This window comes from Methylobacterium sp. CM6257, from assembly GCF_054611515.1.
Genome location: NZ_CM137735.1, coordinates 1,991,870 through 2,011,251, shown reverse-complemented (window position 1 = coordinate 2,011,251; position 19,382 = coordinate 1,991,870). Strand labels below are relative to the sequence as shown.

Here is a 19,382-nt window from a genome sequence, read left to right as displayed (position 1 = left end):
ACAGCCCTCATGCGGCAGTCGAGTCGCTCGACGCCGGTACGTCGGCTTCAGCCTCGGCGGCGATGACGGTTTCAAGCCTCGCCTTCACTTCGCAGAGCCATGCCCATCCGGCATCGGTCGGATCGTTCTCAAACGCCTGCCGTGCTTCGCGAAGTTCGCTATGTAGCGCTCCTGCCTGCCGGTGCAAGATCATCGCCTGTCTGAGCGCGTCTGCGCGATGCGCAGGGTCCGCATGCGGAGCCAGGGTTGTACGATCCCGCGAGCGGGCAAGGGCGAGGATTCGGTCGGCTGCCGCTGTGAGTCCGGCGCGGGTGATGCGATTCTGCAACAGCTCGGCGTCGGTTCGCTCGTCCTCGGCCGCACAGGCGAGGAGGACGGACAGGAGCGCCCGGGCATCGGGGTCCTCGAAATCGAGGTCCGCGATCTCGTCGCCGAATTCCGCGATCATCTCGGGATGCGCCAGGAGCGTGCCGGTGATCACCGCCTCGCGCACCGGCGCGGCGCCGGAAAAGCCCGCCGAAGCCGTCACCGAGGGGCTCGGACTTCCGGTGATGCGCGGTGAGACCGGCTCGCCGGGCCGGACGAAGCGTCCTCGGCTCCGGGCACTTGGCGCCGCGGGTCGCGCGCCATTGCGCGGCGACAAGCTCCGCAGCCGCTCCTCGATCTCGTCGCGGTAATAGCGCCGCACGGTCTCGTCACGGATCGTGGCGACGGTGTTACGCAGCGTCTGAGCGAGGCCCGCGCGCCGCTCGGGTGTATCGGCGGACCCGGTTTCTACCGCCCGTCGCCAGAGCAGTTCCGAGAGCGGGAGCGCCGCCGACAGCACTTGGTCGATCGCCGAGGGGCCGCCGGATCGCAGAAGGTCGTCGGGATCCTGGCCGCCGGGCAGCAGGGCGATCCGGAGGGAGCGCCCCGGCTCGAGGAGCGGCAGCGCGAGGTCGAGAGCCCGGAACGCGGCCCGCTGGCCGGCCTTGTCGCCGTCGAAACACAGGATCGGCTCGTCTGCGTGGCGCCAGAGCAAACCGAGCTGCTCCTCGGTCAGCGCCGTGCCGAGCGGCGCCACCGTCTCCGGATGACCGGCGAGCGCCATGGCGATGACGTCGACATAGCCCTCCACGGCGATAATCGAGCCCCGCTCATGAGCGGCTTTCCGGGCGTCGTGCAGGTTGTAGAGCGTGCGGCCCTTGTGGAAGAGCGGCGTCTCCGGCGAGTTCAGGTACTTGGCGCGCACGTCCTTGGCCAGCGCCCGGCCGCCGAAGGCCACGACCCGGCCGCGGGTATCGGTGATCGGGAACATCACCCGGTCGCGGAAATAGTCGTACGGGACCGAGACCCCCTCTCCTGCGGCGAGCAGCCCCAGTTCGATCATCAGCGCCTTGTCGACGCCCCGGCCGGCAAGGTGATCCCGCAGGGCGTAACGCTCGCCCGGTGCGTAGCCCAGGCGGAACCGCTGCTGGACCTCACGGCCGAGAGCGCGGCGTTCGAGATAGGCGCGCGCCTCGCTGCCCTGCGCGGATTGGAGCCGCTCCTCGAACCAGGAAGCGGCCATCTCCATTACCTCGATGGCGCCGGCGCGCTTGGTCTCGGAGGCGCGGTGATCCTCGGTGGGAGCCGGCAGGCTCACGCCCGCCTCCCCGGCCAGCCGCTCGACCGCCTCAGGGAAGCTCAGCCCCTCCGTCTCCATGAGGAAGGTGAAGATGTCGCCGTGCTTCGACGACGAGAAACAGTGATAGAACTGCTTCTGGTCATTCACGTAGAAGGACGGCGTCTTCTCGGCGTTGAACGGCGACAGGCCGCGCCATTCACGGCCGGCCTTCTTGAGCTGGACCCGCCGTCCGACCACGGAGGAGGCCGGCAGCCGGGCACGGATCTCGTCCAGAATATGGGGCGGGTAGCGCACGGGGCCTGGGGTGGGTTGCGTGAACCGCCAGCTATAGCGCGGCGCACGTACCGGAGTCCCTCGCCTGCCCGGAAAGAGGCGGGGGATTGCGGGGAGAGCCTCAGCCCTTGGCCGCCAGAGCCGCCTTCACCAAGCCGCTCGCCTTGCCGAAATCCATGCGGCCCGCGAAGGTGCCCTTGAGGGCTCCGATCACCCGGCCCATGTCCTTCGGCCCGGCGGCGCCGGTCTCCAGGATCGCCGCCTCGACGGCCGCCTTCATCTCGGTCTCGTCCATCTGCTTCGGCAGGAAGCTCTCGATGATCGCGATTTCGGCGCGCTCGTTGCCGGCGAGTTCCGGGCGCCCGCCCTGCTCGTAGACGGCGGCCGATTCGGTGCGCTGCTTGATCATCTTCTGGAGCAGCGACAGGATCTCCTCGTCGGAGATCGGCTCCTTGCCGTTGCCGCGGGCCTCGATGTCCTTGTCCTTGAGGGCGGCCTGGATCATCCGCACGGTGGCGAGTCGATCCTTGTCGCCGGCCTTCATGGCCTCCTTCATCTCGGTGGTGAATCGTGCGCGCAGCATCTCGATGAGCCTTACCAAGGGTGGAAACGGGGGGCTGGCCTGCGGTTTGCGGGTCTTGAGCCTCGACGACCACAGAGCCACATTGACCCCATCGCGGGCCGCTCGCTAAGAGCGCCGCACACGATCATGCCGCCAGCCGAGAGCGCCGCAATCCGGCGCCTGCCTTCGGCCGGACATAAGCGAGACTCGCCCGATGCTGCAAGACGTCGCCGCGCATGCCCCCGAGCATGCTCCCGAGCCCTGGGCGGAGCCCGTCGCCACGGCTCTGCTTGTCCTGGCCGACGGAACCGTCCTGGAAGGTTTCGGCATCGGGCAGACGGGAATCGCCGACGGCGAGGTCTGCTTCAACACGGCGATGACCGGCTATCAGGAAATCCTGACGGACCCGTCCTATGCCGGGCAGATCGTCACCTTCACATTCCCGCATATCGGCAATGTCGGCACCAACGACGAGGATCTGGAGAGCCTGGAAGCGGCACCGGCCTCCGGCGTACGCGGCACTGTGATCGCCTCGGCCGTAACGAACCCGTCGAACTGGCGCTCGTCGTCGCATCTCGACGGCTGGCTCAAGGCCCGCGGCATCGTCGGCATCACGGGCGTCGACACGCGCGCGCTGACCGCCCGCATCCGCGACCAGGGCATGCCCAACGCCGTGATCGCCAATGACCCGGAAGGCAGGTTCGACCGGGAGGCCCTGAAGGCGCGCGCCGCGGCTCTGGCTCCGATGGAGGGGCTCGATCTCGTGCCGCCCGTGACGAGCCGCACGCGCTCGGAATGGTCCGAGACCGTGTGGGCGCTCGGCAATGGCTACGGCAAGCGCGCACCCGGCCAGGGCCTGAAGGTCGTGGCGATCGATTACGGGGTGAAGCGCAACATTCTGCGGCTCCTCGCCCAGGCGGGCTGCGACGTCACCGTGGTTCCGGCTACCACCAGCGCCGAGGAAATCCTGGCGATGAGGCCGGACGGCGTGTTCCTGTCAAACGGCCCCGGCGACCCTGCCGCCACCGGCGCTTATGCGGTGCCGGTGATCCGTAAGCTGCTGGACGAGAAGATGCCGACCTTCGGTATCTGCCTCGGGCACCAACTCATGGGGCTCGCCCTCGGCGGCCGCACCGTAAAGATGGGCCAGGGCCATCACGGCGCGAATCATCCGGTGAAGGACAAGACCACCGGCAAGGTCGAGATCGTCTCGATGAACCACGGTTTTGCGGTGGATCCGGACAGCCTGCCGGAGACGGCCGTGGAGACCCACGTGTCGCTCTTCGACGGCTCGAATTGCGGTCTCACCCTGACCGACCGTCCGGCCTTCTCGGTGCAGCACCACCCGGAGGCCTCGCCCGGCCCGCGCGACAGCCACTACCTGTTCGAGAGGTTCGTCACGCTGATGCGTTCGGGCGCTCCGGAGACGGGCAAGCAGGCCTGACCGGTGTGAGGCACCCTGGGCGGCGCAATCCCAATCGGGCCGCGCCGGGGCCATAAATTCCGCCGAATCGGACGGCTAAAGAGATCCCACGACGGCCCCTGAACGGCGGCGCATCCGCGTCCGCCGACGGCGGCTCCGTCGCAGGGGATTGCCGGATGACCATCGACGAGGCGCGCGACGATTTCTCCCGCCTGCACCGTACCTTCACGTTCCACCTCGGCGTCGCGGCCGGCCTGTCCTGGCTGACAGCCCTCTACGCCGCCTTCTACGCCCCCTGGGTGCGTAACATCCGGGCGCTGATCGATCCGACCGCCGGCTTCGACCGCGTCGAGAGCACGGTCTCGTATCTGTTCGCCATGCCGGCCGTTCTGGCCCTGGCTTGGGTGTCGCTGTACTTCGGTCGCGAGACCCTGCGCCGCGCGCAGACGCTATCGAACGTCGCCCTGGAGTTCGCGGCCGCCGCCGTCGTGGCGTTCGGGGTGTTCTATCTCTCCATCGACCGCGCCATGGCTGCGCTCCACGCCGGTTTCTGAAAAGGGGTGGCGAGCGCCACCCCGCCTGCCCGGCGCACTGCACCTTCTCGAACAGCGGCTCGAAATGCTTGGCGGCCGGCTTGTTGTGCTGAGCCGCCCGGACTCCTCCAGGTTCTGCTTCCTATCTCCGACCTATTTTGAACCGACCATGCTCAATGCATGATGACGGGTGGCGACTTCTCGAAGCCGAAGCGCCCCGAATTTTCACGGAGCGCGATCTGCTCTTTCGCCGGCCAGGAGCTTGAAGGTCGGCACGCCTGCAGGCGGCGGCGAATCGGGCGTATCTACCGGGCGCCAGAGCCTTGCGATCCGCGAGGGGCCGCGACGGGTTGCGGCGAAATCTCAGGCATAACGCAGAAGAGATCCCCGTCGGAAACCGAACCGGAGGCCATGCAGTGGCTGCGCGTCCAGGTTGCGGATGCGGCCCGGCCTTCTCCCGGCCTTCCAATGAGCCCGCCGCCCGTGTAAACGCGGGGCTCAACGACAATCCCGCCACGCGCGTCCGGGAGCACGGCTGAGACGAGCCGTGCCCGATCGGGCGCGCTTGGCCTGAGAAGGCCGCAGATGCCCAAGCGCACCGACATCTCCTCGATCCTGATCATCGGTGCGGGTCCGATCATCATCGGACAGGCCTGCGAGTTCGACTATTCCGGGACCCAGGCCTGCAAGGCACTCCGCGAGGAGGGCTACCGGATCGTCCTGGTCAACTCGAATCCCGCGACCATCATGACCGATCCGGACATGGCGGACGCGACCTATGTCGAGCCGATCACGCCCGAGATCGTCGCCAAGATCATCGAGAAGGAGCGCCCGGACGCGATCCTGCCGACCATGGGCGGACAGACGGCGCTCAACTGCGCGCTCTCGCTGCAGAAGATGGGCGTACTCGCCAAGTACGGCGTGCAGATGATCGGCGCCACTGCGGAAGCCATCGACAAGGCCGAGGACCGGAGCCTGTTCCGCGACGCCATGACCAAGATCGGGCTCGACACCCCGAAATCGGCACTCGCCAATGCCTCTGCCGCCAAGAAGGCCGACCGCGAGAAGTACCTCGCCGAGGTTGCGCGCATCGAATCCGCCAACACCGATCCGGAGGCGCGCCGGGTCGCCCTTGCGGCCTTCGAGAAGAGCTGGACGGCCGGCGAGACCGACCGGCGCAAGCGCTACGGCGAGCACGCCCTGGGTCAGGCCCTGATCGCGCTGGCCGAGGTCGGCCTGCCGGCGATCATCCGCCCCTCCTTCACCATGGGCGGCACCGGCGGCGGCATCGCCTACAACCGCGAGGAGTTCCTCGACATCGTCGAGCGCGGCATCGATGCCTCGCCGACCAACGAGGTGCTGATCGAGGAGAGCGTGCTCGGCTGGAAGGAGTACGAGATGGAGGTCGTCCGCGACCGGAACGACAACTGCATCATCGTCTGCTCCATCGAGAACATCGACCCGATGGGCGTCCATACCGGCGACTCCATCACCGTCGCCCCCGCGCTGACGCTCACCGACAAGGAATACCAGGTGATGCGCGACGCCTCCCTCGCGGTGCTCCGCGAGATCGGCGTCGAGACCGGCGGCTCGAACGTGCAGTTCGCGATCAACCCCGAGAACGGGCGCATGATCGTGATCGAGATGAACCCGCGCGTGTCGCGCTCCTCGGCGCTCGCCTCGAAGGCCACCGGCTTCCCGATCGCCAAAGTCGCGGCCAAGCTCGCGGTCGGCTACACGCTCGATGAGATCGCCAACGATATCACCGGCGGCGCGACCCCGGCCTCCTTCGAGCCGACGATCGACTACGTCGTCACCAAGATCCCGCGCTTCGCCTTCGAGAAGTTCCCGGGTGCCGAGCCGACGCTGACCACCGCCATGAAGTCGGTGGGTGAGGCCATGGCGATCGGCCGCTGCTTCGCCGAATCGCTGCAGAAGGCGCTCCGCTCCCTGGAGACGGGGCTGACCGGTCTCGACGACATCGAGATCGAGGGCCTCGGCAAGGGCGATGACCACAACGCCATCAAGGCGGCGATCGGCACCCCGACCCCGGACCGACTCCTGAAGGTGGCGCAGGCCCTGCGGCTCGGCGTCAGTCACGAGCAGGTCTACGCCTCCTGCAAGATCGATCCGTGGTTCCTGGAGCAGCTGCAGGCGATCATCGACTTGGAGAACCGGGTGAAGGCCCACGGTCTGCCGGGCACCGCGGGCGCCTTCCGCCAGCTCAAGGCCGCCGGCTTCTCGGATGCGCGTCTCGCGGTGCTGGCAGGCGTCGAGGAGGCCGAGGTGCGCGCCAAGCGCCGGGCGCTCGCCGTGCGCCCGGTCTTCAAGCGGATCGACACCTGCGCGGCCGAGTTCAAGTCGCCCACCGCCTACATGTACTCGACCTACGTGGCCCCCTTCGCCGGTGCGGTGGTGGACGAGGCGCAGCCCTCGGACCGCAAGAAGGTCGTGATCCTCGGCGGTGGCCCGAACCGGATCGGCCAGGGCATTGAGTTCGACTATTGCTGCTGCCACGCCTGCTTCGCGCTCTCGGACGCGGGCTACGAGACCATCATGGTCAACTGCAACCCGGAGACGGTCTCGACCGACTACGACACCTCCGACCGGCTCTACTTCGAGCCGCTCACCGCCGAGGACGTGCTGGAGATCATTGAGACCGAGCGGCAGGCCGGCACCCTGCACGGCGTCATCGTGCAGTTCGGCGGCCAGACCCCGCTGAAGCTCGCCCGCGCCCTCGAGGCCGCCGGGGTACCGATTCTCGGCACCTCGCCCGACGCCATCGACCTCGCCGAGGACCGCGATCAGTTCAAGCGGCTCCTCGACAAGCACGGGCTGAAGCAGCCGAAGAACGGCATCGCCTACTCGGTGGAGCAGAGCCGGCTGGTCGCCGCCGATCTCGGGCTGCCCTTCGTGGTGCGTCCCAGCTACGTGCTGGGTGGCCGCGCCATGGCGATCATCCGCGACGAGACGCAGTTCGCCGACTACCTCCTCGACACCCTGCCGAGCCTGATCCCGTCCGAGGTGAAGGCCCGCTACCCGAACGACAAGACAGGCCAGATCAACACGGTGCTGGGCAAGAACCCCCTCCTGTTCGACCGCTACCTGTCGGATGCGGTCGAGGTGGACGTCGATGCGGTCTGCGACGGCACGGACGTGTTCATCGCCGGCATCATGGAGCACATCGAGGAGGCGGGCATCCATTCCGGCGATTCGGCCTGCTCCCTGCCGCCGCGCTCGCTCTCGCCCGAGATCATGGCCGAGCTGGAACGGCAGACGAAGGCCATGGCGCTGGCCCTGAACGTCGTCGGCCTCATGAACGTGCAGTACGCCATCAAGGACGGCACCATCTACGTCCTGGAAGTGAACCCCCGTGCCTCCCGGACCGTGCCCTTCGTGGCCAAGGTCATCGGCGAGCCGATCGCCAAGATCGCGGCGCGGATCATGGCGGGCGAGACGCTCTCGGCCTTCGGTCTCAAACCGAAGACCCTGCCGCACATCGCCGTGAAGGAGGCGGTCTTCCCGTTCGCCCGCTTCCCGGGCGTCGATGTGCTGCTCGGGCCGGAGATGCGCTCCACCGGCGAGGTGATCGGGCTGGATGCAAGCTTCGGCGTCGCCTTCGCCAAGAGCCAGCTCGGCTCGGGGACTCAGGTCCCGAAGGCGGGCGCGGTGTTCGTCTCGGTGCGGGATGCCGACAAGGCCCGCATCCTGCCGACCATGAAGCTCCTGTCCGATCTCGGCTTCTCGATCCTGGCGACCGGCGGCACGCAGCGCTATCTGGTTGAGAGCGGCGTCCCCGCCGAGCGGATCAACAAGGTCCTCGAAGGCCGACCGCATATCGTCGACGCAATCAAGAACGGCGGGATCCACCTCGTCCTGAACACCACCGAGGGCGCGGGGGCCTTGTCGGACTCGCGCTCCCTCCGGCGCGCGGCCCTCTTGCATAAGGTGCCGTATTACACCACTCTGGCCGGCGCGATGGCAGCGGCCGAGGGGATCAAGGCCTATCTAGAAGGCGATCTCAAGGTCCGCGCGTTGCAGGAATACTTTGCGGCCTGAGCCTCAGGGTCCCGCTGACTTTATCTCGTGGCCCGGAGAGAGTGCTGCACTCTCGGCCGGGCCTCTTCATTGTGGCGCGAGACGATGACGATAGACAAGGTTCCGATCACGGTCCGCGGCTTCGCAGCCCTCGAGGAGGAGCTGAAGCACCGGCAGCAGGTGGAGCGCCAGCGCATCATCCAGGCGATCGCTGAGGCGCGCGCGCTTGGTGACCTGTCGGAGAACGCGGAGTATCACGCCGCCAAGGAAGCGCAGTCCCACAACGAGGGCCGCGTCATGGAGCTCGAGAGCATGATCGCGCGCGCCGAGATCATCGATGTTTCGAAGCTCTCCGGCAACAAGATCAAGTTCGGCGCCACCGTGAAGCTCGTCGACGAGGACACGGAGGAGGAGAAGACCTACCAAATCGTCGGCGAGCCTGAGGCCGACGTGCGGTCAGGCCGCGTCTCGATCACTTCCCCGATCGCCCGCGCCCTGATCGGCAAGGGGGTCGGCGACACCGTCGAGGTCACGACGCCCGGCGGCGGCAAGTCCTACGAGGTCGTCGCCGTGCAGTACGGCGCCTGAACCCAATGCGTCCACGTTTCTGGGGCCGGCTCGCCGGCCTGCTCCTCGGTGCCGTCGCGGGATCCGCGGCGGCGAGCGATTTCCCGCCGACCCCGGTCTTCTCCGACGTCCGGGTCGACGTGCGGCCGCTCCTCGACAAGGGCGCGGGGCTGCAGGCCGAGGCGCTGGCCGGCGACCTGACCGACGCCCTGCGGAAGAACTTCGTCGGCCGGATCGGCGGCCGCGGGCCGCACCTCGTCGTGGTTGTGACGAGCCTGTCGCTGCGGCCCTATGTCGGGAGCGGTGCCCTGCGCGGCTTCGGCGGCAATTTCGAGACCGACTACATGGAGGGCGAGGCGCTGCTCATCGGTCCCAAGGGGCAGGTGCTCGGGCGCTACCCGCAGATGACCGCGACGCCGTCGAGCTACGGCGGCGCTTGGTACGATCCGCAATTCGAGGGGCGACGGCTTGCGGCGATCGCCGACATCTACGCCCAGTGGCTCGCCCGGGACCTGCCGCGGGATTAGAACGGCCGCGAGTCCCTGTCCGTGGCCAGTTCGCGGACCGGGGCGTTTCCGGTGAGGAGCATGGCAAGCATCGACGTGTCGGAGGCGAGAACCGCCCCGCTCAGCCGCCCGGATCCGTGGTCTGAGCGCCTGCCCGAACTCTCCCGCGCCCGCGCCTGGGTCGTCACCGACGGCAAGGCCGGCGACGAGAACCAGTGCGTCGGTATCGCCGAGACCCTGGGCCTCGATTTTGAGATCCGGCAGGTGCCCGCCTCCGGGCCGTTCGGCTGGATGGCACCCTGGGGCCCGATCGATCCCCGCGAGGGACCCCGCCGCCGCGACGGGGCCCTGGCGGGTCCCTACCCCGACCTCCTCATCGCATCCGGACGACGGTCCGTGCCCTATCTCCGGGCCGTGCGCCGCGCCACCGGTGGCCGCACCTTCACGGCCTTCCTGAAGGATCCGCGCACCGGCGAGGACAGCGCGGACTTCATCTGGGTTCCGGATTACGACGATCTGCGCGGCCCCAACGTCTTCACGACGTTGACGGCGCCGCACCTCGTCACGGCGGCGCGCCTGGCCGCAGCCCGTGCCAGACCGGATCCGCGGCTCGCACGGCTCGACGGACCTCGGGTGGCCGTCTTGGTCGGCGGCGACAGCCGGCATCTGAGCTATCGCAAGACCGACATGATCCGCCTCGTGGAGGATCTGCGCAGCCTGGCCGATCAGGGCTGCCGGCTCATGGTCACGATCTCGCGCCGGACGCCCAACCCGCTTCGGGATGCCGTGAAGGCGCTCGCCGCCGAAACCGGGGGGTTCCTCTGGGACGGCACGGGCGACAATCCCTACGTCGCCATGCTGGCCCTCGCGGAGGCGATCGTGGTCACCTCCGATTCGGCCAACATGGTCAGCGAGGCGGTGGCGACCGGCGCCCCGGTTCTGCTGTTCGACCTGCCGCGCACCTATATCCGGCATCGGCGGATGTTCGCCGGCTTGGCGATTGCCGGCGCGTTGCGGCCGTTCACCGGTCAGTTGGTGGATCTGACATACAAGCCCATCGACGCGACGCCGGTGATCGCGCAGGCGCTCGCCGATGCCTATGCTGCGCGCCGTGCGGCCGGACCGGCCTGAGGAGACCGAGAGAGATGGCCCATACCCACGCCAAGCTCGTGATCATCGGCTCGGGACCCGCCGGCTACACGGCGGCGATTTACGCGGCCCGCGCCATGGTCGAGCCGCTGCTGATCTCCGGCTTCCAGCCGGGTGGCCAGCTGATGATCACCACCGATGTCGAGAACTATCCCGGTTTCGCCGAGGCGATTCAGGGCCCGTGGCTCATGGAGCAGATGCGGCTCCAGGCCGAGCACGTCGGCACACGCATCGTCTCGGAATACATCACCAAGGTCGATCTCAAGCAGCGGCCGTTCCGGCTTGAGGCCGATTCCGGGGAGACCTATTCCTGCGACGCCCTGATCATCGCCACCGGTGCGCAGGCGAAATGGCTCGGCCTGCCGTCCGAGGCTGCCTTCCAGGGCGGCGGCGTCTCGGCCTGCGCGACCTGCGACGGGTTCTTCTTCCGCGGCAAGGAGGTGGTCGTGGTCGGCGGCGGCAACACCGCGGTCGAGGAGGCGCTGTATCTCGCCAATATCGCCAGCAAGGTGACGGTGATTCACCGCCGCGACAGTTTCCGCGCCGAACGGATCCTGCAGGAGCGCCTGTTCAAGCACCCGAACGTCGAGGTGCTGTGGCACCGGGAGATTGCCGAGATTTGCGGCGTCCAGAAGCCCGCGCCGAGCGTGACCCATGTGCGGCTCAAGGATCCGCGCTCGGGCGAGATCAGCGAGGTGAAGGCCGACGGCGTGTTCGTGGCGATCGGGCATCAGCCCGCGACCGCGATCTTCGATGGGCAGCTGCCGATGCGCCACGGCGGCTACCTGACCGTGAAGCCCGGCACCACAGAAACCGAGATCCCGGGCGTGTTCGCGGCCGGCGACGTCACCGACGACGTCTATCGGCAGGCGATCACGGCCGCCGGCATGGGCTGCATGGCCGCGCTGGAGGCTGAAAAGTTCCTCGCCAACATGGAGATCGGCGAGAGCCCGGTCCAGGCGGCCGCGGCCGAGTAAGGTCGCGCCGCCGGCCCGTCCGAAAGGCGCTGCCGGCGGCTTCCTTTCAACAACTTCCCCATCGTTGTGCTTGCGCCGGACCATGCACCATGCGCATAGGGGTGCCGACTGCGCCGGGATGCAACTATTGCATACCCGCGCGGTGCCCCGCTTGGCACCGCGTTGTTCGCCCGGTGATTCGCCCACGCGTTGTGCGCTCCCTTATCGAGGCGCAGGGCGCGGGCCCGCGCTGGTAGGGGTTCTTGCCTTGGATTGGGATAAGATCCGGATCTTCCTGAACGTCGCAGAGGCCGGCAGCTTCACCAAGGCGGGCGACGATATCGGCCTCAGCCAATCCGCGGTGAGCCGCCAGATCAGCGCCCTGGAGCGCGAGCTGAAGGCGCCGCTCTTCCACCGTCATGCCCGCGGCCTCCTTCTCACCGAGCAGGGGGATCTGCTGTTCCGCGCGGCGCGGGACATGAAGCTGCGCCTGGAGAACACACGCGCCCGGCTGGTGGAGACCTCCGAGCGGCCGACCGGCGATCTCAAGGTCACCACGACGGTGGGCCTGGGCACGTCCTGGCTGTCCCAGAGGGTCGGTGAGTTCCTCGACCTTTACCCGGACGTGCGCATCGAGCTGATCCTCACCAACGAGGAACTGGACCTCGCCATGCGCGAGGCGGACGTAGCGATCCGCATGCGCCGCCCCGCCCAGCCGGACCTGATCCAGCGACGGCTCTTCACCGTGCACTACCACGCCTTCGCGAGCCACGATTACGTCAAGCGCTTCGGCGAGCCGAAGACCATCGAGGAGCTGGACGACCACCGGCTCGTCTCGTTCGGCGGCAACGAGCCCTCCTACCTTCTGGCCGCCCACTGGCTGGCGGATGCCGGGCGCGAGGGCCGTGAGCGACGCCACGTCCACCTGACCGTCAACAATATCGGCGCCCTGCAGCGCGCCATGGAAGCCGGCGCCGGCATCGGCATCCTGCCGGACTACGCGGTGGATGGTGGCCAGCAGCTCACGCAGGTGCTGCGCGAGACCGAGATGCCGAGCCTCGAGAGCTACCTCGTCTACGCCGAGGAGATGCGCTCGGTCGCCCGGGTCCAGGCGTTTCGCGACTTCCTGGTGTCGAAGGCGCAGCGCTGGACCTACTGAGCACCGGGCTGGTGGCGCTCATGGCCGGTCGAGCGCGTCAGACGAACAGCCGCTCGCCTTCGAGCCCCTTGTAGAGATCGGCGACCTGCTCACCGTAGCCGTTGTAGATCAGCGTCGGCACGCGCTGGTCGGTCCCGAGCACGCGCTCCGTCGCCTGGCTCCAGCGCGGATGTGACACGGCGGGGTTCACGTTGGCCCAGAAGCCGTATTCCGACGATTGCAGCCCCTCCCAGAAAGTTTTCGGGCGGTCGGCGGTGAACGACACCTTCACCAGCGACTTCGCGGATTTGAACCCGTACTTCCAAGGCACCGCGATGCGGATCGGTGCGCCGAACTGGTTGGGGAGCGGCTTCCCGTAGATTCCGGTGACCATGAAAGCGAGGTCGTTGCTGGCCTCAGCGAGCGTCAGGCCTTCCGTATAAGGCCAGGGATAGAAGAAGGCCCGCTGGCCGGGCGCCATCGCCTTGTCCATGAAAGTCTCGAAGCGGATGTACTTCGCGCCCGAACTCGGTTTGGCGAGCGCCACCAGCTTCGAGAGCGGGAAGCCGGTCCACGGTACGGCCATCGACCACGCCTCGACACAGCGGTGACGGTAGAGCCGCTCCTCCAAGCCGACCTTCCGGATCAGGTCGTCGACGCCGATCTCGAACGGCTTCTCCACCAACCCCTCGATCTTCAGCGTCCAGGGCTGCGTCTTGAGCGCGTTCGCGGCCGGCAGGACGGTCTTGGACGTGCCGAACTCGTAGAAGTTGTTGTAGTCGGCGCTGAAGCGCTCGGGCGTGACTGGACGGTCGAGGGTGTAGGCGGGGTTGCGGGAGGCCGGGTAGAGCGCTTCCTCGCCGGAGGCCGCAAACGCCGCCCGACAGTCCAAAAGGGACCCGGCGGCCAGCCCGGCTGCACCGCCGATCAGGGCTCGGCGGTTCAGGAACACGGCCTCGGGCGTGGCGAGGTGCTCCGGAATCTCCCATCGACGCTTGCGCTTGATCAACATGGCCGCCTCCTCGGAACTTCCTTGTGCACAACTCACAGATCGGCTCGCGCCGAAAGAGGTGCAAGCGCCGCAGCCTCACCATTCGGCGATCGGGTCCGGAGGTTACGCTGCCGGGAAGCGCCGGCTTGCCGCCGGCAATTCGAGTCTGGCTTCAGGCCTGCGGAGTCTCGTCCCGCAGCATTCGCCGCAACACCTTGCCGACATTGGTCTTGGGCAGCGACTCGTGGAGCACCACGCGGCGCGGGACCTTGTAGCCGGTGAGCTGCGTGCGCGCATGCGCCCGCAGGGTCTCGGCCGACACGGCTGGGTCCTTCAGGACGACGTGGGCCACGACCATCTCGCCGGTCTCCTCGCTCGGCGCACCGACCACGGCGCATTCGAGCACGGCGGGATGCGCGGCCAGCACGTCCTCGACCTCGTTCGGATAGACGTTAAACCCGGAGACGAGGATCATGTCCTTCATCCGGTCCACGATCTTGAACTGGCCGTCGGCCTGCATGATGGCGACATCGCCGGTCCGGAAGAACCCGTCCGGAGTCATGGCACGCGCCGTTTCCTCCGGCCGGTTCCAGTAGCCGCGCATCACCTGCGGGCCGCGCACGCAGATTTCACCGGGCAGTCCCTGCGGCACCGGCTGACCGGTCACGTCGCGGATCGACACCTCCGTCGATGGCAGCGGGAAGCCGATCGTTCCGGAGAAGCCGCGCATCCCGCGCGGGTTGACGCACACGACGGGCGACGTCTCGGACAGGCCATAGCCCTCGATGATCGTGGTGCCGGTGAGCGCCTTCCAGCGCTCGGCCACCGCCCGCTGCACCGCCGTGCCGCCCCCGACCACGAAATCGAGCTTCGAGAAGTCCACCGTGCCGATCTTCGGGTGGTTGAGCAGCACGTTGAACAGGGTGTTGACGCCCATCAGGTGGGTGAAGGGTGTGCGGCTCAGCGTCTTCACCATGCCGTCGCAGTCGCGGGGGTTGGGGATCAGCAGGCACGAGCCGCCGCTGCGCATGAACTGGAAGAAGCACGCGGTGAGCGCGAAGATGTGATAAAGCGGAAGCGCCGTGACCACGCAGCGCTGGACGTTCGGATCCTTGGAGTCGAACCAGAGCTGCGACTGCTCGACATTCGCCATGATGTTGCGGTGGGTCAGCATCGCCGCCTTGGCGATGCCCGTGGTGCCGCCGGTATATTGCAGGAAGGCGAGATCCTCCGGCTTGACCGGCACCGACACGCGGGGCAGCCCGCGGCCCCGGCGCAGGACGGACTCGAACGGGACCGCGAGACCGTCCGGCAGGTGGAACGGAGGCACCGCCTTGCGCACGTGCCGGCTGGCGAGGTTGATGATCCGGCCCTTCAGGCCGAGCCCGTCGCCCGGTCCCACCAAAGCGACCCGCTGCAGGGTGACGTCCGGCAGGGCCGCCGCGACCGTGGCGCCGAAATTCTCCAGGACGATCAGGATCCGTGCCCCGGAATCGTTGATCTGCTGGGCGAACTCCCGCGGCGTGTAGAGCGGGTTGGTGTTGACCACCGTGCCGCCGGCGAGCAGGACACCGAAGATCGCCACCGCGTAGGCCGGCACGTTCGGCAGCATGATTGCGACGCGGTCACCCTTCGACAGACCCTGCATCCGCAGCCAGGCCGCGAGATCGCGTGCCTGCCGGCCCAAAGTCGCGTAGGTCATGGTCGAGCCGAAGCAGAGCATCGCCGGCCGGTCGGCGAAGGCGGTCATGCTGGTCTCGAACAGATCGACGAGGGTGCCGAGCCTCGCCACGTCGATCTCCGCCGGCACCCCGGGCGGGTAAGAGGCCAGCCACGGGCGCTCCGATCTCCGATCGGCCGTTGGGTCCGACGTCCGCCCGGACGCGGGAGCCTGAGCGCCGTGCTCGATCACGTTCGCCTCGCGCATCGCGGTGCCTCCTGCAGGCTCAGCTCTCGACGGCCGAGTCCCCCCAACGCAGATGCCCCGACTGTGCGCGACCGGGCTCTCGCCCGCAAGGCAGGGGTCTCAGGAGGCTGGACGAAGCCGGCGCAATGTCGCCAGCGTGGCGTGAGGGAGGGCGGCGACGACCAGGAGGAGCCCTGCGAGGCCGGCCTCCTCGGGCCGGAGTGCGCGGCTGGGCCAGGGGCCGACACCGAGGCTTCCGGCCGATCCGATGAGGGTCGCGCCGAACCACAGAGCCAAGAAGGCGAGGGCTGCGGAACCGAACCGGCTGAAGCGCGGCCGCAGCGGGCCGTTCGCCGCGGTCGCGAAGAGACCGAGGATGCCGCCGAACAGGGCCGCCGCCACCCCGGCCCCCAGCGCATAGGCAAGCCACAAAGGCTGATGCGTTAGGAACGCCATCCCGCCGGTGGCGAACCCGGCTCGAAGGATCACGCCGCCGAAGGTCGGATAGAGCCCGGCCAAAGTCAGGGCGATGATGCCGGCGAGGCCGAACAGGATCCGCCGCGGTGTCGAGGCGGGCCCGGGTCCTGCCGCCACCGAGACGAGGTAAGCGATCCCGTAGACGAGCGCGAAGGCGAAGAGCGGGTAGCGCGTGACGAAGTAGCCGTAGATCCAGGGCTCGACCGTCTCCGGCACGGGCGAGCGCTGGCTGAAGCCGCTGGCGGCCACAAGCACGAGCGAAGCCAGCATGACCAGGGTCGGACCGGAGGCCGTGAGCGGGCCAACTCCTCGACGCGCGTGTCCCGCCGCTCCGGCCCGGACCGGATCAGGGGCGGCGTTCGGGTGCGCAGGCATCGGGCCGGAAGGGAACGGCTCTACCGGGCCTCGTAATGATCCCGGACCAGCCGATCCAGCAGGCGCACGCCCCAGCCCGCGCCCCAGCTGCGGTTGATCTCGCTAGCGTTCGACGACATCGCCACGCCGGCGATGTCGAGATGCGCCCACGGCACATCCTCGACGTAGCGCTTGATGAACGACGCCGCGGTGGCCGCGCCGCCGTGACGGCCGCCGGTATTCTTCATGTCGGCGAACTTGGAATCGATCGCCTTGTCGTAGGCGGGGATCAGCGGCATCCGCCAGACCTTCTCGCCCGTCGCCTCGCCGGCGGCGTGGATGTTGCCCGCGAGCGTATCGTCGTTCGAGAACATGCCGGCGATGTCCTGGCCGAGCGCCACGATGATCGCGCCCGTGAGCGTCGCGAGATCCACCATCGCCTTCGGCTTGGCGCTGCGGATCACGTGGGTGATCACGTCGGCCAGAACCAGCCGGCCCTCCGCGTCGGTGTTGATCACCTCGATCGTCTGGCCCGACATCGAGGTCAGGATGTCGGAGGGGCGGTAGGAGCCGCCGTCCGGCATGTTCTCGACGATGCCGATGGCGCCGACCACGTTGCAGCGCGCCTTGCGGGCAGCGAGCGCATGCATCGCGCCGACCACCGCGGCGGCGCCGCCCATGTCGCCCTTCATGTCCTCCATGCCGCCGCCCGGCTTGATGGAGACGCCGCCGGAATCGAACACCACGCCCTTGCCGATGAAGGCGAGCGGCGCCTCGCCGGCGGGGCCGCCGTTCCAGCGCATGATCACGAGGCGCGGCTCGCGGGCCGATCCCTGGGCCACGGCCAGCAGCGCACCCATGCCCAGCTCGCGCATCCGCGCGGGCTCCAGCACCTCGATCTCGACGCCGAGCTTCGACAGTTCCGAGGCGCGCCGGGCGAATTCCTCCGGGAAGAGCACGTTCGGCGGCTCGTTGACGAGGTCGCGGGCCAGCATCACGCCGTCTGCGAGCGTCCTTGCGCTCTCACCCGCGCGCGTCGCTGCCCCGTGATCGGCCAGCAGGAGGGTGAGCGCGGTTCCCGCCTTCTCGTCGGCGTCAGGCTTCTTCTTGGTCTTGTAGCGGTCGAACGCATAGGTGCGCAGCCGGGCTCCGAGGGCGAACTCACCGGCCTCCGTCGCGCTCACCGTCGCGCCGGGCCAGTCGAGCATCACCCGGGCCGTGCGGCCGGAGACCTTGCTGGAGGTGAAGCCGCCGAGCGCGGGCCAGTCGATCTTGGCGCGGTCCTTCTCGGACCCCAGGCCCACGACCACCAGCCGCTCGGCCGGGACGTCCGCCGGCGCCGGCAGGCTCATGGCGCTGAGCGAGCGGCCCTTGAACTTCTCCGAGGTCGCCGCGCGGGCGACGAGGTCCACGCCCGGAGCGCCCAGCATGTCCCGGGCGGCCGGTCCGAGGGCGAGATCGTCGCCGACGAACACCACGAGATCGCCGGATCCACCCGGCCCTTGGCCACTCTGCTCCAGGGGGCCGAAACCGATCTCGATACCGTCCGCCATACCCGCCGCCCTGCCCGTTATCCCGGAGCCGTACTACGCACCCGCACGCCGTCGTGCGGGCCATCCGCCCTGTGTAGCCGCTGAGGCGAAGAACGCAACGCGGCGCGACAGCCCTGGAATCGCCCCTTTTGTCGGTTCCCTGCCGGCCCGAGGGCGCGAGAGGACGGGCGGGACTGCCGGGCCGATGAGGCAGATCGAACGTTACATCTTTCGGATCGCCCTCGGGGCTACCATCGCCTGCCTGGTCGGGCTGACCGGCACGATCTGGCTGACGCAGGCGCTGCGCGAGCTGGACCTCGTGACCGCCAAGGGCCAGACGCTGCTGGTCTTCCTGTTCGTCACGGGCCTGTCGCTCCCGACCCTGCTCGTGGTGATTGCGCCGGTGGCCCTGTTCATCGGCACCGTCTACGCACTCAACAAGCTCAACGGCGATTCCGAGCTGATCGTCATGTCGGCGGCCGGGATGCCGCCGCGCTCGCTCCTGCGGCCGTTCCTGACGCTGGCGCTGATCGTGAGCTTTCTCGTGGGTTTCCTCGTGGTGGTCGTCATGCCGGCGAGCTTCCAGGAGCTGCGCGACGTAATCACCCGGGTCCGGGGCGACTTCATCGCGAACGTCGTCAAGGAGGGGCAGTTCACCCAGCTCGACAACGGCATCACCTTCCATTTCCGCGAGCGCGGACCGGGCGGCACCCTCAAGGGCCTGTTCATCCAGGACCGGCGCGAGGCCGGCAAGACCAAGGTCTACCTCGCCGAGCGGGGCAACGCGGTCGATGTCGACGGCCAGAGCTACCTGATCCTCGAGAACGGCAGCGTCCATCAGCAGCAGAAGGACTCGCACGATTCCTCGATCCTGACCTTCGAGCGGTACACGATCGACCTCGCGGCCTTCGCGCCCCCGGATTCCGACACGATCTACAAGCCGCGGGAGCGCTCGACCGCGCAGCTCCTGTTCCCCGACAGGACTGAGGGCTACTACCAGCTCCAGAAGGGGCGTTTCCGGGCCGAGCTGCACGACCGGCTCTCCGCCTGCCTCTATCCTCTGGCGCTCGTCTTCATCGCCTTCGCGGCGCTGGGAGATCCGCGCACGACCCGCCAGGGACGCGGGCTCGCGATTGCCGGGGCGATCCTCGCCGTGGTGGCCCTGCGCATCGGCGGCTTCGCGGCGGTCAGCGCCGCCGCGCGCAGCCCCGGGGCGGTCGCCGCCGTCTACGGCGTGCCGCTGCTCGCGATCCTCCTCTCCAGTCTCCTGATCTTCTTCGGGCCGCGCGTGCGCGCCTTCAACGCCGCGCTGGGGCGCGGGCTGCGGACCCTGGTTCGCGGCCAACGGCTCGCTCCAGCGACCTGAGCCGG

The 19,382-nt window shown here is 68.5% G+C and carries 15 protein-coding genes; 9 read left to right on the top strand and 6 right to left on the bottom strand.

All coding sequences use genetic code 11. The annotated features are described in order from the left end of the window. Positions 1-7 precede the first annotated feature (7 nt). Both dnaG and ACYCO6_RS09875 read right to left on the bottom strand, forming a co-directional pair. Positions 8-1,900: a DNA primase gene (gene dnaG / locus ACYCO6_RS09880; protein WP_459771566.1), complete on the bottom strand. Its 1,893-nt coding sequence runs from the start codon at positions 1,898-1,900 to the stop codon at positions 8-10. Between the two features lie 100 nt (positions 1,901-2,000). Then, a complete protein-coding gene (locus tag ACYCO6_RS09875; RefSeq protein WP_459771564.1) occupies positions 2,001-2,462 on the bottom strand; it encodes a GatB/YqeY domain-containing protein in 462 nt (153 codons plus the stop codon). Between the two features lie 193 nt (positions 2,463-2,655). Here ACYCO6_RS09875 and carA point away from each other — a divergent pair, with 193 nt between their 5' ends. The 8 genes from carA (at position 2,656) to ACYCO6_RS09835 (ending at position 12,772) form a co-directional block, all read left to right on the top strand. Continuing rightward, positions 2,656-3,885: a glutamine-hydrolyzing carbamoyl-phosphate synthase small subunit gene (gene carA / locus ACYCO6_RS09870; RefSeq protein WP_459771562.1), complete on the top strand. Its 1,230-nt coding sequence runs from the start codon at positions 2,656-2,658 to the stop codon at positions 3,883-3,885. 155 nt (positions 3,886-4,040) lie between these two features. Continuing rightward, on the top strand, positions 4,041-4,418 hold the full coding sequence (locus tag ACYCO6_RS09865; protein WP_459771560.1) for a hypothetical protein: 378 nt from the start codon (positions 4,041-4,043) through the stop codon (positions 4,416-4,418). A gap of 564 nt (positions 4,419-4,982) precedes the next feature. Further along, positions 4,983-8,456, top strand: a complete 3,474-nt coding sequence (gene carB / locus ACYCO6_RS09860; RefSeq protein WP_459771558.1) for a carbamoyl-phosphate synthase large subunit — start codon at positions 4,983-4,985, stop codon at positions 8,454-8,456. Positions 8,457-8,546: 90 nt separating this feature from the next. After that, on the top strand, positions 8,547-9,023 hold the full coding sequence (gene greA, locus ACYCO6_RS09855) for a transcription elongation factor GreA (RefSeq protein ID WP_459773495.1): 477 nt from the start codon (positions 8,547-8,549) through the stop codon (positions 9,021-9,023). Positions 9,024-9,028: 5 nt separating this feature from the next. Continuing rightward, a complete protein-coding gene (locus ACYCO6_RS09850) occupies positions 9,029-9,529 on the top strand; it encodes a hypothetical protein (RefSeq protein WP_459771556.1) in 501 nt (166 codons plus the stop codon). 60 nt (positions 9,530-9,589) lie between these two features. Further along, positions 9,590-10,639, top strand: coding sequence for a mitochondrial fission ELM1 family protein (locus tag ACYCO6_RS09845; RefSeq protein WP_459771554.1), 1,050 nt, complete (start codon positions 9,590-9,592; stop codon positions 10,637-10,639). A 14-nt stretch (positions 10,640-10,653) separates the two neighbouring features. Further along, entirely contained in the window at positions 10,654-11,634 is a 981-nt protein-coding gene (gene trxB / locus ACYCO6_RS09840) for a thioredoxin-disulfide reductase (RefSeq protein WP_459771552.1), read from the top strand. 247 nt (positions 11,635-11,881) lie between these two features. Beyond that, positions 11,882-12,772: a LysR family transcriptional regulator gene (locus ACYCO6_RS09835; RefSeq protein ID WP_459771550.1), complete on the top strand. Its 891-nt coding sequence runs from the start codon at positions 11,882-11,884 to the stop codon at positions 12,770-12,772. Positions 12,773-12,809: 37 nt separating this feature from the next. Here the strand turns inward: ACYCO6_RS09835 and msrP are convergent, their stop codons facing one another. From msrP to ACYCO6_RS09815, 4 genes are all read right to left on the bottom strand, one after another. Further along, the gene (msrP, locus tag ACYCO6_RS09830; protein ID WP_459771548.1) at positions 12,810-13,763 is read right to left on the bottom strand and encodes a protein-methionine-sulfoxide reductase catalytic subunit MsrP; all 954 of its coding nucleotides are present in this window, start codon (positions 13,761-13,763) and stop codon (positions 12,810-12,812) included. Positions 13,764-13,914: 151 nt separating this feature from the next. Then, on the bottom strand, positions 13,915-15,669 hold the full coding sequence (locus ACYCO6_RS09825) for an AMP-binding protein (RefSeq protein ID WP_459771546.1): 1,755 nt from the start codon (positions 15,667-15,669) through the stop codon (positions 13,915-13,917). A 99-nt stretch (positions 15,670-15,768) separates the two neighbouring features. Beyond that, positions 15,769-16,395 (bottom strand): hypothetical protein, encoded by a 627-nt coding sequence (locus tag ACYCO6_RS09820; protein ID WP_459771543.1) that lies wholly within the window; start codon positions 16,393-16,395, stop codon positions 15,769-15,771. 125 nt (positions 16,396-16,520) lie between these two features. Next, positions 16,521-18,032, bottom strand: coding sequence for a leucyl aminopeptidase (locus ACYCO6_RS09815; RefSeq protein WP_459771540.1), 1,512 nt, complete (start codon positions 18,030-18,032; stop codon positions 16,521-16,523). Positions 18,033-18,216: 184 nt separating this feature from the next. Between ACYCO6_RS09815 and lptF the strand changes: the two genes are divergently transcribed. After that, positions 18,217-19,377, top strand: coding sequence for an LPS export ABC transporter permease LptF (lptF, locus tag ACYCO6_RS09810; protein ID WP_459771536.1), 1,161 nt, complete (start codon positions 18,217-18,219; stop codon positions 19,375-19,377). The last annotated feature ends 5 nt before the right edge of the window (positions 19,378-19,382 follow it).

Coding starts and splice junctions, on each gene's coding strand:
- ACYCO6_RS09845 (WP_459771554.1), top strand. CDS start 9,590: ATGGCAAGCATCGACGTGTCGGAGGCGAGAACCGCCCCGCTCAGCCGC.
- ACYCO6_RS09820 (WP_459771543.1), bottom strand. CDS start 16,395: ATGCTGGCTTCGCTCGTGCTTGTGGCCGCCAGCGGCTTCAGCCAGCGC.
- ACYCO6_RS09825 (WP_459771546.1), bottom strand. CDS start 15,669: ATGCGCGAGGCGAACGTGATCGAGCACGGCGCTCAGGCTCCCGCGTCC.
- carA (WP_459771562.1), top strand. CDS start 2,656: ATGCTGCAAGACGTCGCCGCGCATGCCCCCGAGCATGCTCCCGAGCCC.
- ACYCO6_RS09815 (WP_459771540.1), bottom strand. CDS start 18,032: ATGGCGGACGGTATCGAGATCGGTTTCGGCCCCCTGGAGCAGAGTGGC.
- ACYCO6_RS09850 (WP_459771556.1), top strand. CDS start 9,029: ATGCGTCCACGTTTCTGGGGCCGGCTCGCCGGCCTGCTCCTCGGTGCC.
- trxB (WP_459771552.1), top strand. CDS start 10,654: ATGGCCCATACCCACGCCAAGCTCGTGATCATCGGCTCGGGACCCGCC.
- msrP (WP_459771548.1), bottom strand. CDS start 13,763: ATGTTGATCAAGCGCAAGCGTCGATGGGAGATTCCGGAGCACCTCGCC.
- carB (WP_459771558.1), top strand. CDS start 4,983: ATGCCCAAGCGCACCGACATCTCCTCGATCCTGATCATCGGTGCGGGT.
- ACYCO6_RS09865 (WP_459771560.1), top strand. CDS start 4,041: ATGACCATCGACGAGGCGCGCGACGATTTCTCCCGCCTGCACCGTACC.
- ACYCO6_RS09875 (WP_459771564.1), bottom strand. CDS start 2,462: ATGCTGCGCGCACGATTCACCACCGAGATGAAGGAGGCCATGAAGGCC.
- lptF (WP_459771536.1), top strand. CDS start 18,217: ATGAGGCAGATCGAACGTTACATCTTTCGGATCGCCCTCGGGGCTACC.